The organism is Roseovarius sp. MBR-51 (assembly GCF_053628575.1).
The window spans coordinates 211,638-224,279 of the sequence record NZ_JBRJGQ010000005.1 but is presented as its reverse complement, the minus strand read 5'-3'; the positions used below and the strand labels follow the sequence as shown (position 1 = coordinate 224,279).

The following is a 12,642-nucleotide window of genomic DNA, read 5'->3' as shown; positions in this document are numbered from 1 at the left end:
AAAGGGCTGTAAGTGTCGCAAAACCCTGATAGGTTGGGCCCTGATCTTGGAATTGGCGGGGGTGTTGTGATGCGGTGGATGTCTGTTTTTGGTCTTCTGGCGCTCGTCGGTTGCGTCGAGGTTGTGGAACAGGGGCCTGTCAGCCGCCCGGCGCCGCAAGGCACATCGCGACCAGTGGCGACAACCCCGACACGGGCGCAGGTGGATCAATTTATATCGGTTGTTCAAAGGGTTGAGCCTGTGGCAGAGCAGGAGTGCCGCGCCCGGGCACCCGGTCAGAACTGCGACTTCCGGATCGTTGTGGATGACCGACCGGGGCAACCGCCGAATGCCTATCAGACTTTGGATAAGAGCGGACAACCCATTCTGGCCTTTACCCTGCCGCTGATTGCGCAGGTGCGCAATCGTGACGAACTGGCCTTTGTCATGGGGCACGAGGCGGCCCACCACATTTCGGGGCACATTCCGCGTCAGCAACAGAATGCTGCGGCGGGCGCAATCCTTTTGGGGGGATTGGCGGCGATCACGGGCGCCAGTCAGACCATGGTGGATCAGGCGGTCGACATTGGGGCCGGGGTGGGCGCGCGGAGTTACTCCAAGAATTTTGAACTGGAGGCGGATGGGTTGGGCACGATCATAACCCATCGAGCCGGTTACAATCCGGTCAAAGGTGCTGAATACTTTACACAAATTCCAGATCCAGGGAACCGCTTTCTTGGGACGCATCCGCCGAATGCGCAGCGGATTGAAACAGTGCGGCGGGTGGCGGCCGGGCTGTAATGCGGCAGTTGAAGGGTGTCGTCAGTGACCGGGGATCGAGCTATGCGGTCTCGGGCGGGGTAGCCTGTGACCGGGACGCCGTGGATGAATTCCTCAAGCTGTTGAAAAAAGACAAGAAATTTGCCCGCGCCACGCATAACACTTGGGCTGTTTTGCTCAGAGACGGCACCCCGCTGAAGGGTGATGATGGCGAGGCTGGCGCAGGGCAGGTGATCCTGCGCATGCTGGAACGCGCCGATTTGCGCGATCACCTTGTTGTCGTAACCCGTTGGTATGGCGGGAAAAAGCTGGGTGGTGACCGGTTTCGCCATGTGCAGGACTGCGTGCGTGCCTATTTGGAGGAGAGCCCGGATTGATCTAGGTCAAGGTGCGGCGTGGCTTTCGACGGCAAACTGGCGTGGCAGCAAAGGGGAATTGGCATGCAAAGCACGACGACCTTGAAACGTCACGCGCAGTTGGTGGATCAGATGGCCAGCAGCCTGGGCGTTGATTTAGAACAGAAAATCATGGAAGGCCATCTGACGATGGAGGCCCTGAGCGATGTGGTTCTGGCCTGCACGGGCTGTTCAAATCCCGAGGCTTGTGGCCATTGGTTGGAGGAGAACAAGGTCGCGACGGCGACCCCGGATTACTGTCGGAACAGCAACGTCTTTGATTTGCTGATCGCGGGCAAACACGCCTGACCGTAAGGTACAGGATGTACGGAGCGTACGCGGTTTTTGTACGCACACGGTGCGCGTGCCGATGACTCAGAGGCGCGCGCCAAGCGCAGAGGCAATCCCGAAGAAGAAACACGCTGTGGCCAGAGCCACGAAGAGATGCCAGATGGCATTCGAAAAGCGCAAGCTCTCCCACGCGTAGAACACGACACCGAAGGTGTAGAGCAGACCGCCCGCCAGAAGAAGCCCAAGGCTGTGACCCGGCAAAATCGGAGTGAGCGGGATAAAGAGCGCAACCCCGATCCATCCAAGCGCCACATAGGGCAACCAGCCGGTCGGCATCTGGCCGGGTTTGGCCCTGATCTTGGTCACGGCACCAAAGATCGCGAGAAGCCACACCAAAGCAAGAACGGCATATCCAAAGGCGGTGCCCAAAAGCACGCTGAGCGGCGTGAAGGTGCCCGCGATTTTCACATAGATCGCGGCGTGGTCAAGCCGACGCAGGATGGGCCGGGCGGCTGTATGGGCATAGAGATGATAGGCCGCAGATGCGCCCAGCATCAACAAGAGCGCGCCGGAATAGACGATGGTCGAGGCCAGCGTGACCCCATCCATGCGCAGCGCCCACATGGCAAAGAGCACGCCCACACCGGTGAGCGCCGCGAGCAGGCCGACAATATGCACCGCCCCGTCAGCAAGACGTTCAGCGCGGGAATAAGCGGGATAGGACATGTCAATCATCCGGTCTGTGTGGCAGAAGTGTATTAATTTTTCTATGAGCTGTCTCACGATATGGCAGGAGTTTGCAGATTTTCACGGCGCTTTGAGGGTGACGTTGCGGCAATTCCGGCGCAGCGTAAAAAAGAATCGAGTCGCACCCCACCGCAGGATTTGCGATAGTATGCGCTGCAACAAAGGAGTGTGATCATGAATCGCCGTCTTGTTCTGGGTTTTGTGAGCGCCGGAATGCTCACCCTCGGCTGGCCCGTCACCGCGCAAACCGCGCAGATGAGCGCCGCCGAAATCACCGCGTTGTTGTCTGGCAACACCATTGTCGGGAATTGGTCCGGCACTGACTATCGGCAGTTCTTTGAGGCCGATGGCAGCACGGTCTATATGCTCGGCGATGGCCGCCGTGACGATGGCCAGTGGCGCGTGAGTGCCGAAACGAATGACTATGAAAGCTGGTGGCGCAGCACCGGTTGGACGCCCTATGCAATGGTGCGCACTGATGAAGGTGGTTATGCGTGGATCAATGGCGACCGGCTCGAGCCCTTCGAGGTTCTGAGCGGGCGGCAGATGGAGTAGGCGCCCGCGCCCCGACAGGGGCGCGGGTCACCGTTTAACGCATGTGGCATCCGATCGGGTTCACATCCGCCCCGGGCTTGACCCGGGGCCATCACCCTGCCTCGGCGAGGTCCCGGGTCAAGCCCGGGACGGGTGTGTTTTCGATGGAGCGCAACACGCCCTAAACCATCAGTTCACCAGATTGGGCGGGGTTTCCCCGGCGAAAAAGGCGCGCAGGTTCTCGACCGCCATCAGTCCCATCGCCTCGCGCACTTCGAGGGCTGCGGTGCCCAGATGCGGCAGGAGCGCGACGTTTTCCATAGCCTTGAGCGCGTCCGGCACAATCGGTTCACGCTCGTAGACATCGAGTCCGGCCCCGGCGATCCGCCCCTCTTGCAGGGCGGCGACCAGCGCCGCCTCATCCACCACATCGCCTCGGGCGATATTGATGAAATGCGCGGTCGGGCGCATGGCCTCGAACACGGCGGTATTGAGCAGGTGCCGGGTCTCGGCCCCGCCGGGGACGGCGATGACGAGGAAATCCGCCTCGGCGGCCACGGCCTCGATCGAGCCAAGCTGGCGGGCGTCGAAATCGAGCGGTTTGGGTGAGCGGTTGTGATAGACGACCTGCATGCCAAAGCCGAAGTGGCAGCGCCGGGCAATCGCCTGACCAATGCGGCCCATGCCGATGATGCCCACCGTCTTGCCGGTGACATGCAGCCCCAGCATCTGTGTGGGATTCCAGCCCGGCCATTTGCCCGTGCGCACCAAACGGTCGCCTTCGCCTGCGCGGCGTGCGGTCATGAGGAGCAGGGTCATCGCGATATCGGCGGTGGCATCCGTCACGGCACCGGGGGTGTTGGTCACGGCGATGCCTACGGCGCGGGCGGAGGTCACGTCGATATGGTTATAGCCCACGCCGAAATTGGCGAGGATGCGGCAGCGCGAATTCTCGGCCTCGGTAAAGACATCGGCCTGAAACATGTCGCCCAGCGTCGGCAGGATGCCATCGTAGAGCGCCAGCGCGCCGCGCATCTGCCCCGGCTTGAGCGGGGTGTTGTCGTCGCGGGTCTCGACGTCAAAATGGCTGCGGGCGGCGTCAAGCACGCGGTCCGGCATGGGGCGGGTCAGAAGGATCCGTTTCAATGCAGTCTTTCTCCGATGGGAATGTCTTGGTCAGGGCGTATCAGAACGATATCGCCATTGCTATCGCTCAACCCCAGCACGAGGATTTCCGACAGGAACTTGCCGATCTGGCGGGGTGGAAAATTGACCACGGCCAGCACCTGACGTCCGATCAGAGTCTCAGGCGTGTAATGTGCGGTGATCTGGGCGCTCGATTTCTTCTCGCCAATCTCGGGGCCGAAATCGACCCAGAGCTTGATCGCGGGTTTGCGGGCCTCGGGATAGGGTTCGGCGCGGGTCACGCGGCCGACGCGGATGTCTACGTTGAGGAAGTCGTCAAAACTGATCTCAGCCATTGCGCAGCGCCTTGGAGCGGTCGGTGGCGGCGGCCACGGTTTTCCGCATCAGCGGTGGCAGGCCGGTCTCAGGGTGCATCAGCACCTCCAGCCCCGCCTGCGTGGTGCCATTGGGGCTGGTCACGTTCTGGCGCAACTGAGCCGGGGTTTCCTCTGCGGCCTCGGCCAAGGCGCCCGCACCGGCGACGGTGGCCTGAGCCAGTTGCATGGCGAGGGTGGGCGAGAGGCCCTGCGCCTCGCCCGCCTGCGCCATGCATTCGATCATGTGGAACACATAGGCGGGGCCAGAGCCAGAGAGGCCTGTCACAGCGTCCATCTGATCCTCATGGTCGAGCCGTACGACCTGACCCACCGCGCGCAAGAGCGCCTCGGCCAGATCGAGGTGGGAGGTATTGGCATTGGCATTGCCGATGATGGCGGTGATACCGCGCGCCACGGCAGCGGGGGTGTTGGGCATGGCGCGGATGATCGGGGTCTGCGCGCCCAAGACGGACTCGAAGGCTGCAATCGGCGTGCCTGCGGCGACAGAGATAAAAAGCGTGGGGCCATTGCCCATGGCCGCGAGGCTGGGGAGGGCCGCGCCCATCATCTGCGGCTTGACCGCGACAAGGGTGATGGCGGGGCTGGAGGGCAGGTCGGTGTTGACATGCACGCCGGTGCCGCGCAGCCAGTCGGAGGGGTTGGGATCCATCACCCAGACCGATGAGGGCGGCAGCCCACCCGCCAGCCAACCTTGCAACATGGCGCTGCCCATCTTGCCGCAGCCCAATAAAACAAGGCCTTTTTGGGCCAGATCGTCCATGTTCATGGTGGTATCCCCGCGTCTGTGAGTGCAATCGCGGGGACAGTGTTACGCGCGCCCGTAGGCCTCTGCAATGGCGACTTGCATGGCGTCGCGGGGCGATTGGTCACCCCAGATCGCGAGTTGCAGGGCGGGGTAATACCGCTCGGCATTGGCAACGGCGGCGTGCAGCATGGTGTCGATCTGCTCGGGGCTGGCGACCTGAGCACCGGCGAGGACGAGGCCGTAACGATAGACCATCAATTTCTGCTCGGCCCACCAAGTAAAGGCGCCAGCCCAACATTCATCATTGATTTCATTGAGGATTTCAAAGAGTACGGGCAGCTTTTCGGCGGGCGGGTCCATGTCGAAGGTGCACACCAGACGCAGGGTTTCGTCATATCCGGACCAGGCGAGGGTCAGGGAATACGTGCGCCATTGCGCCTCGACCGCCATGGCGATCTGATCGTCGCCGATGCGGTCGAACTCCCACTCGTGATGCTCGGCAATATGTTCAACGATATCAATGGGATGGATGTCGTCCTGCAAGAACTGCTCTGAAAGTGCCATGGCGCCGCCTCATTTGCTGTAGCGCGGGGGTGGCGTTGCACCCCTAGCGCTAGGTGCCTGCTCTACGGACGGGGGCCATTCCCCTCGCCCATACCAGATATGGTGCGGGGTTTCGGGCAGCCTGTAAAGCTATTTGTTGGGGGGAGAGGCAATATCTTGTGGATGGAATGATGGCTGCCGCAAGAGAAGGCGACAGGGGAGGGATTGGGCGGACGTACGGTTGTGCGGTTTGAGCGTACGGGAGAGCGGTGGGATTAGGCGTTTCGAAAGCCGATGGCAAACATGGATCTGTTCTTCGCCACCGTCACCCCGCGCAAAGAGAACCGAAAGGTGTCGCACGGATCGCCTGGCCGCCCGTCGCACCAAAGGTGTGCCGGTATCGGTGGCACGGCTTTGGCGTGACAGACTGGCGGTTTTGAGGCGTCGCGTGCGATCAAGGGATCATCTGGATTTGGCTGGCACAAGGTGCCACCCACGGGTGTTGCGTCACCAGACCGCAGCCTAGAAACGGCGCGGCGTGGGGATTGTCAGGCGTGAGGGTTTGGTGGGTGGGCACCCACCCTACGGGGTTGGTTTGGCGAGCGGGGGCTCTGCTTACTTCTCCAGCGCCTCGATGCGCGCCTTGAGGGCTTCGTTTTCCTCGCGGGCCTTTTGGGCCATGGCGCGCACGGCGTCGAATTCCTCGCGCGTTACGAAATCGCGGTCGGCGAGCCAGCGGTCGATCAGGGATTTCATGGCGGTCTCGGCCTCGGTCCGCGCGCCCTGGGCGACGCCCATGGCATTGGTCATCAACTGGCTGAGGTCGTCGAGCACTTTGTTACGGGTTTGCATCGGTTTCTCCGGCGTTGCATCTGCTCTCTTATATGTGTCGGGCGGGCCAGATCACAAGGTTGACTTGGCCTGATGGCAGAGGCAGACAGGCGCCTATGCAAGCCATGATCCCCTTTCCCGACATCGCGCCTGAGATCTTCTCGATTTCGCTCTTTGGCATCGACTTTGCGCTGCGTTGGTATGCGCTGGCCTATATCGCGGGAATCGTGATCGGCTGGCGGTTGGTGGTGGCGAGCGTGAAGCAACCGGGACTCTGGCCGGGAGGTGTCGCGCCGATGCGGCCCGAACAGGTCGAGGATCTGCTCACTTGGGTCATTCTGGGCGTCATCTTGGGCGGGCGGCTGGGCTATGTGCTGTTTTATCAGCCGGGCTATTACCTGGCCAATCCGGGCGAGATTCTGGCGGTCTGGCGAGGTGGGATGGCGTTTCACGGCGGGCTGATGGGTGTGGTGCTGGCGGTGGTGGTGTTTTCCTGGCGTCAGGGCATTGCGTGGCTGTCGGTGGCGGATGCGCTCTGCATGGTGACGCCGGTGGGATTGCTGCTGGGGCGGATCGCGAATTTCATCAATGGCGAGCTGTGGGGGCGGGCGACGGACCTGCCTTGGGGCGTGGTCTTTCCGGGGGCGGCGGCGCAGGACTGTGCGGGGGTTGTGGGGCTTTGTGCGCGGCATCCCTCGCAGCTATACGAGGCGGCTCTGGAGGGGTTGATCCTTGGGGCGGTGCTCTTGTGGCTGGGCTGGCGGCGCGGCGCTCTCAGGGTGCCCGGCACGCTGACGGGGCTGTTTTTCGCAGGCTATGGCGTGGCGCGGTTCATGGTGGAATTCGTGCGCCAACCCGATGCGCAATTCGTGAGCGCGGGCAATCCGCTGGGCTGGGCGGTGCAGATGGGCGAGATTGGTCTGACCATGGGGCAGCTTTTGTCGCTGCCGATGGTGGCCTTTGGCATAGGCATGGTGCTCTGGGCGCGGCGTGCGCGGGGGACATGAGCGGACTTGAGGCACAGTTGCGAGCGCGGATCGCCGAGGCGGGGCCGATGACCGTGGCGGATTACATGGCCGCGTGCCTGATGCATCCCGAGTTTGGCTATTACGCGACGCGTGACCCGTTCGGGGCGGGGGGCGATTTTGTCACCGCGCCTGAGATCAGCCAGATGTTTGGCGAATTGCTGGGGCTGTGTCTTGCACAGGTCTGGCTGGATCAGGGGCAGCCCGCGCGGTTTGTGCTGGCCGAACTGGGGCCGGGGCGTGGGACGCTGATGGCGGATGTGCTGCGCGCGACGCGGGGCGTGCCGGGATTTCAGGGCGCGGCAGAGGTGCATCTGGTCGAGGGGTCGGCGGTGTTGCGCGCGGCGCAGCGCCGGGCGATTGCGGGTGATGTGATCTGGCATGAGCGGGTTGAGAGCCTGCCGGAGGGGCCGCTTTTCCTGTTGGCGAACGAGTTTTTCGATGCGCTGCCGATCCGGCAGTTTCAGCGGTCCGGGGAGGGCTGGCGAGAGCGGATTGTGGGGTTGAGCGACGACCGTCTGGCGCTGGGGCTGAGTGGGCCGGTGGCGCCGTCCGCGCTGGTGGCGCGGCTGGTGGATACGCGCGAGGGCGATATCGTCGAGACCTGCGGGCCCGGTGAAGCTGTGGCGGCTGAGATCGGCGCGCGGATTGCGGGGCATGGCGGTGCCGCGCTGATCGTGGATTATGGCGATTGGCGATCACTGGGCGATACGTTTCAGGCGGTCAAGGGCCATGCGCCGGTTGATCCGCTGGCAGCGCCGGGAATGGCGGACCTGACCGCGCATGTGGATTTCGAGGCGCTGGCACGGGCGGCAAGCCCGGCGGTCTACACTCGGCTGACACCGCAGGGGGTGTTTCTGGAGCGGTTGGGAATTTCCGCGCGAGCAGAGGCTCTTGCGCGCAATCTGAGCGGGCAAGCGTTGGAAACGCATCTGGCGGCATATCAGCGCTTGACCGGGGCGGAGGAAATGGGGACGCTCTTTAAAGTGCTGGGTCTCTATCCCGAGGGGACCACACCACCACCCGGATTGGAACCATGACGCTAGAGATACTGACCGCTGACAGTTTGGCGCCGCTGCGCCACGGGTTTTTTACCCGGCGGGGCGGCGCGTCATCGGGCGTGTTCTCGGGGCTCAATTGCGGGCCGGGATCGTCGGATCAATCCGAGATCGTGCAGATCAACCGGACGCGGGTGGCCGAGGCGATGGGGATCGCCCCGGATCATCTGATCACCGTGCATCAGGTGCATTCGCCGGATGTGGTGACGGTCACGGGGCCGTTGGACGTCCGCCCGCGCGCCGATGCGATGGTGACGGATGTGCCGGGCGTGGCGCTGGCGGTGCTGACGGCGGATTGTCAGCCGGTGCTGTTTGCGGATGTGGCAAACGGGGTGATCGGGGCGGCGCATGCCGGATGGCGCGGGGCGCTGGATGGTGTGCTGGAGGCCACCGTTGCGGGAATGGTGGATCTGGGCGCCGAGCGTCGCCGGATCAAGGCCGTGATCGGCCCGTCGATTTCGCAAGCGGCCTATGAGGTCGGACCGGAGTTCATCGAGGAATTTCTGGCGGATGATCCGGACAATGCCCGGTTTTTCGCCAATGGGGAGGGCGGACGGTATCAGTTCGATCTGCCGGGGTTCGGATTGCATCGATTGCGGCAGTCCGGAATCGGGCAGGCGGAATGGACGCGGCATTGCACCTATGACGATCCCGAGCGATTCTATTCCTATCGGCGCACCACTCATGCCGGTGAGGCGGATTATGGTCGGCTGATTTCGGTGATCCGCCTCTGATTGGGGCGGGATTCGGGCCGAAATTGTGGGCGCAGTCTGGCGCTGTCGGCAGTGAACCTGAGAGTGTCTGGAAAGTTTTATTAAAATTCAAGGGATTGAGTTTTTGTTCGGGCTGTGTCTGTGCCCTGATCTTGTCTGAATATTCACGATTTCCGCCAAATCTTGGCCCCAAACTGCCGGCATAGTTGCTGGTAACGAAACAATGAGCCCTGCGAATTGGGGCCTGAGGCAAGAGGTTGGAGCCATGAAAGCACGTTGGTTGAAATCGGTTGTGAAACACAGCAAAGAGGCGGCCACGGCGCTGCCTTTTCAGCGCGGACAGCGCAAACTTGCCGTGCGGATCGTGGAATTGCCCAAGGCGGTCAAGACGGCGTAAGCGGTCAGGCGCCGCTCGCGGCCCTGTTCGAAACCTCGATCAGATTGCCGTCGGGATCGCGCAAGTAAAGAGAGCGGATCGGGCCGGTGGCCCCGGAGCGGGGCAAGGGACCAAGCTCGACTGTCACGCCAAGCGCCGCGAAATGCCGCTGCCAGTGCTCTAGCGGGGTCTCGCTGAGAAAGCACAGATCGGCGCTGCCGGGTTGGACATGCGCCGCCTTGGGATCGAATTCGGCCCCGGATTGATGCAGGTTGATTTTCTGCGCGCCGAATTTGAGCGCCCAGCGGGTGCTGCCATCGGCGGGGTGAAACGCCTCGGGCGTCATCCCCAGAACGTCGCGGTAAAAGGCGCATGTGGCGGGGATGTCGGCCACGGTCAGCACGAGATGGTCAAGTGCTGCGAGTGTTGGCTGGGTCATAAGGACGCCTCGGGTCTGAAATCGTCGGGAATCCGGTCGATGCCGTCGAGCATCAGATCAGCCATGACCGCGCCCACCTTGGGGGCCATGCCAAAGCCGATCTTGAAGCCCCCATTGGCGAGAAATTCGCCCGGCCTGAAGGGATGTGCGCCCAGCATCGGCGCGCGCGAGCGCGAGCGGGGGCGCACCCCGGCCCACCGCGCGATCACCGGCGCACCGGCAAGCGCGGGCACGGCCGCCACGGCGCGGGCGATGACATCGTCAAGCTGGGCATCGGTGCTGGTGGGATCGTCATAATAGCGCTCTGAGGTCGAACCGACGGCGGTGGTGCCATCCTCATGCGGGACGATATGCACCTCATTGGCGAAAATCTGTGGTTGGTTGCGGGCGTCATGGGCCAAAAGCGCGCCTTGGCCCTTGACCCCATTGCCGACAGTGCGGGTGTGCGCGGCGGTCATTTCTTCCAGCCCGGCGATGCCTGTGGTCCAGAGAATCTGGCCCGATGCAGGGCCTTCGGTCACAACCTCGGCGCCGCGCGCGTGCAGGGCGGCGACAAGGGCGGCGCAGGCCTGACGCGGATGCAGGCGCGCGGTCAGCGTGTCCTGGATGATCTGGCCGGTGGCGCTGGGCGGGCACCACGCGCCAGAGGCAGGGAGGACGCGCCACTCGGCCTGACCCTGCCAGAGGGTTGCGGCGTTCTGGGTGCGCTCGTGGGCCAGTGCGAGGGCTGCGGCATCGGCGATGGGCTGCAGCCGGCCAAGCCGGGCATAGCCGGGCGAGAGGTTTGAGACCTCGGCCACCTCGGCCCAGAAATCCCCGGCCATCAGCAGGCTCTCAAGCTGAAACGCCTTTTTGCTATTCCAAAGTTCGGGCACATGCGGGGCCATAGCGCCGACAATGCCGCCCGAGGCCCCGGCACCGGGACCATGCGGATCAATGACACGCACGCGCGCGCCGCGCCGCACGCAGGCCCACGCCACCGAGAGGCCAAAGATGCCCGCGCCCATCACCGTGATATCGACCATTGCCAATCCTTTGTCGCCGCGCGATGGTCGCGCGCGTTTCGGCCATGCTTTAGAGGATCATGCCATGCAGGACCAGACCGCAGACCTGATCTGGCGCGAAGGCGATGTGCCGGTGTCGGTGCGGTTTGACGATCCCTACTTCAGCCTCGACAACGGTTTGGCGGAAACGCGGCATGTGTTTCTGGGGGGCAACGACCTGCCGGCGCGGTTTCGGGATGGGTTTCACATTGCGGAACTGGGGTTTGGCACGGGGCTGAACCTCTTGACCGCTCTAACGGCGTGGCGAGCGGCAGGCGTGGCGGGACGGCTGCACTTTACCAGCTTTGAGGCCTATCCGATGGCACCGCAAGACATGCGCAGGGCACAAGGCCGGTTTGCGGAACTGGCGGGGGTTGCGGCGGAATTGGCCCCGCATTGGCAGGGGCGTGCGCAGAGGATCAGCTTGCCGGATCTGGAGTTTACGCTGATCGAAGGGGATGCGCGTGAGACGCTAAGTGTCTGGTCTGGCAGGGCAGATGCATGGTTTCTGGACGGGTTTTCGCCGGCCAAGAACCCCGAGTTGTGGCAACCCGAGTTGATGGCGGACGTGGCGCGACATACGGTGACGGGCGGCACAGCCGCGAGCTATACGGCGGCGGGGTTTGTGCGACGAGGGCTTGAGGCCGCTGGCTTTTGTGTTACGCGGGGTCAGGGATATGGCCGCAAACGGCACATGACCATGGCCCGGAAAGATACTTCGTGAAAGACCGCTCGTGAAAGACTTCTCGTGACGCTGCAAAACACCCGCTTGGGCATCTGGTTGATGGTGCTGACCACGGTCATCTTTGCCGTGCAGGATGGTATTTCGCGGCATCTGGCCGAGGAATACAACGTGCTGATGGTGGTGATGATCCGGTTCTGGTTCTTTGCTGCCTTTGTCATGGTGATCGCCGCGCGCAAGGCCGGGGGGCTGCGGGCGGCTGCCACCACATCGCAACCGCTGATGCAGGGGTTTCGTGCCGTGCTGCTGGTCGCGGAAATCTGTGTGATGATCTACGGCTTTACCCTTTTGGGTCTCATCGAGGTGCATGCGGTTTTTGCCTGCTATCCGCTCTTGGTTGCGGCGCTGTCCGGCCCGGTGTTGGGCGAGCGGGTGGGCTGGCGGCGTTGGGCAGCCATTGGGGTTGGCTTTGTTGGCGTGCTGATCATTCTGGAGCCGGGGGTGGGCGTGATCGACCCCAAGGCGATCGTGCCCTTTATCGCGGCGCTGATGTTCGCGCTCTACGGGTTGCTGACGCGCTATGTGGCGCGCCGGGATACGGCGGCGACGAGTTTCTTTTGGACCGGGACGGTTGGATCGGTGGCCATGACCCTCGCCGGGATCTGGTTCTGGGAGCCGATGACGGGCGATGCCTGGGTCTGGATGATCACGCTCTGCATTACCGGGGCGGCGGGGCATTACACGTTGATCAAATGCTATGAGGTGGCGGAGGCGAGTGCGGTGCAGCCCTTTGCCTATCTGCAACTGTTCTTTGTTACCGGGATCGGAATTTTCATCTTTGGCGAAACGATCCGGATGAATGTGGCCCTGGGCGGCGCGCTGGTCGTGGGGGCGGGTTTGTTCACGCTCTGGCGGCAGCGTAAGGTGGGGTAGCGCGC

The 12,642-nt window shown here is 63.1% G+C and carries 18 protein-coding genes; 10 read left to right on the top strand and 8 right to left on the bottom strand.

What is annotated here, in order from left to right; all coding sequences use genetic code 11:
- Positions 1-69 precede the first annotated feature (69 nt).
- The 3 genes from ACSSVY_RS09305 (at position 70) to ACSSVY_RS09295 (ending at position 1,463) form a co-directional block, all read left to right on the top strand.
- Entirely contained in the window at positions 70-780 is a 711-nt protein-coding gene (locus tag ACSSVY_RS09305) for a M48 family metallopeptidase (protein WP_454269279.1), read from the top strand.
- Complete coding sequence (locus ACSSVY_RS09300) at positions 780-1,136, top strand: YigZ family protein (protein ID WP_009816321.1); 357 nt, start codon at positions 780-782, stop codon at positions 1,134-1,136. Before ACSSVY_RS09305 ends, ACSSVY_RS09300 begins: the two co-directional genes overlap by 1 nt.
- Before the next feature lie 63 nt (positions 1,137-1,199).
- Positions 1,200-1,463, top strand: coding sequence for a DUF6455 family protein (locus ACSSVY_RS09295; RefSeq protein WP_009816322.1), 264 nt, complete (start codon positions 1,200-1,202; stop codon positions 1,461-1,463).
- A 66-nt stretch (positions 1,464-1,529) separates the two neighbouring features.
- Here the strand turns inward: ACSSVY_RS09295 and trhA are convergent, their stop codons facing one another.
- A complete protein-coding gene (gene trhA / locus ACSSVY_RS09290) occupies positions 1,530-2,180 on the bottom strand; it encodes a PAQR family membrane homeostasis protein TrhA (protein WP_454269278.1) in 651 nt (216 codons plus the stop codon).
- A 186-nt stretch (positions 2,181-2,366) separates the two neighbouring features.
- On the opposite strand from trhA, the gene ACSSVY_RS09285 reads away from it, so the two are divergent.
- The gene (locus ACSSVY_RS09285; protein WP_454269277.1) at positions 2,367-2,747 is read left to right on the top strand and encodes a hypothetical protein; all 381 of its coding nucleotides are present in this window, start codon (positions 2,367-2,369) and stop codon (positions 2,745-2,747) included.
- A gap of 168 nt (positions 2,748-2,915) precedes the next feature.
- On the opposite strand, the gene ACSSVY_RS09280 is transcribed toward ACSSVY_RS09285, so the two are convergent.
- The 5 genes from ACSSVY_RS09280 to ACSSVY_RS09260 form a co-directional block, all read right to left on the bottom strand.
- Complete coding sequence (locus tag ACSSVY_RS09280; protein ID WP_454269276.1) at positions 2,916-3,872, bottom strand: 2-hydroxyacid dehydrogenase; 957 nt, start codon at positions 3,870-3,872, stop codon at positions 2,916-2,918.
- On the bottom strand, positions 3,869-4,207 hold the full coding sequence (locus ACSSVY_RS09275) for a tRNA-binding protein (protein WP_454269275.1): 339 nt from the start codon (positions 4,205-4,207) through the stop codon (positions 3,869-3,871). Before ACSSVY_RS09275 ends, ACSSVY_RS09280 begins: the two co-directional genes overlap by 4 nt.
- Complete coding sequence (gene proC / locus ACSSVY_RS09270) at positions 4,200-5,015, bottom strand: pyrroline-5-carboxylate reductase (protein WP_454269274.1); 816 nt, start codon at positions 5,013-5,015, stop codon at positions 4,200-4,202. The genes ACSSVY_RS09275 and proC overlap by 8 nt, the downstream gene beginning before the upstream one ends.
- Positions 5,016-5,057: 42 nt before the next feature.
- Positions 5,058-5,558 (bottom strand): YbjN domain-containing protein, encoded by a 501-nt coding sequence (locus ACSSVY_RS09265; RefSeq protein ID WP_454269273.1) that lies wholly within the window; start codon positions 5,556-5,558, stop codon positions 5,058-5,060.
- Positions 5,559-6,152: 594 nt separating this feature from the next.
- Positions 6,153-6,389, bottom strand: coding sequence for an accessory factor UbiK family protein (locus ACSSVY_RS09260; protein WP_009816329.1), 237 nt, complete (start codon positions 6,387-6,389; stop codon positions 6,153-6,155).
- Positions 6,390-6,484: 95 nt separating this feature from the next.
- On the opposite strand from ACSSVY_RS09260, the gene lgt reads away from it, so the two are divergent.
- The 4 genes from lgt (at position 6,485) to ACSSVY_RS09240 (ending at position 9,561) form a co-directional block, all read left to right on the top strand.
- Positions 6,485-7,375: a prolipoprotein diacylglyceryl transferase gene (gene lgt / locus ACSSVY_RS09255; protein ID WP_454269272.1), complete on the top strand. Its 891-nt coding sequence runs from the start codon at positions 6,485-6,487 to the stop codon at positions 7,373-7,375.
- The gene (locus tag ACSSVY_RS09250; protein ID WP_454269271.1) at positions 7,372-8,433 is read left to right on the top strand and encodes a class I SAM-dependent methyltransferase; all 1,062 of its coding nucleotides are present in this window, start codon (positions 7,372-7,374) and stop codon (positions 8,431-8,433) included. The genes lgt and ACSSVY_RS09250 overlap by 4 nt, the downstream gene beginning before the upstream one ends.
- Entirely contained in the window at positions 8,430-9,185 is a 756-nt protein-coding gene (gene pgeF, locus ACSSVY_RS09245; protein ID WP_454269270.1) for a peptidoglycan editing factor PgeF, read from the top strand. The genes ACSSVY_RS09250 and pgeF overlap by 4 nt, the downstream gene beginning before the upstream one ends.
- Positions 9,186-9,429: 244 nt before the next feature.
- On the top strand, positions 9,430-9,561 hold the full coding sequence (locus ACSSVY_RS09240) for a hypothetical protein (protein ID WP_454269269.1): 132 nt from the start codon (positions 9,430-9,432) through the stop codon (positions 9,559-9,561).
- A gap of 4 nt (positions 9,562-9,565) precedes the next feature.
- Here ACSSVY_RS09240 and ACSSVY_RS09235 read toward each other — a convergent pair whose 3' ends face one another.
- Positions 9,566-9,979: a VOC family protein gene (locus ACSSVY_RS09235; protein WP_454269268.1), complete on the bottom strand. Its 414-nt coding sequence runs from the start codon at positions 9,977-9,979 to the stop codon at positions 9,566-9,568.
- Positions 9,976-11,004: an NAD(P)/FAD-dependent oxidoreductase gene (locus ACSSVY_RS09230; protein WP_454269267.1), complete on the bottom strand. Its 1,029-nt coding sequence runs from the start codon at positions 11,002-11,004 to the stop codon at positions 9,976-9,978. The genes ACSSVY_RS09235 and ACSSVY_RS09230 overlap by 4 nt, the downstream gene beginning before the upstream one ends.
- Positions 11,005-11,068: 64 nt before the next feature.
- Between ACSSVY_RS09230 and mnmD the strand changes: the two genes are divergently transcribed.
- Positions 11,069-11,746: a tRNA (5-methylaminomethyl-2-thiouridine)(34)-methyltransferase MnmD gene (mnmD, locus tag ACSSVY_RS09225; RefSeq protein ID WP_454269266.1), complete on the top strand. Its 678-nt coding sequence runs from the start codon at positions 11,069-11,071 to the stop codon at positions 11,744-11,746.
- 24 nt (positions 11,747-11,770) lie between these two features.
- On the top strand, positions 11,771-12,637 hold the full coding sequence (locus ACSSVY_RS09220; protein WP_454269265.1) for a DMT family transporter: 867 nt from the start codon (positions 11,771-11,773) through the stop codon (positions 12,635-12,637).
- Positions 12,638-12,642 lie beyond the last annotated feature (5 nt).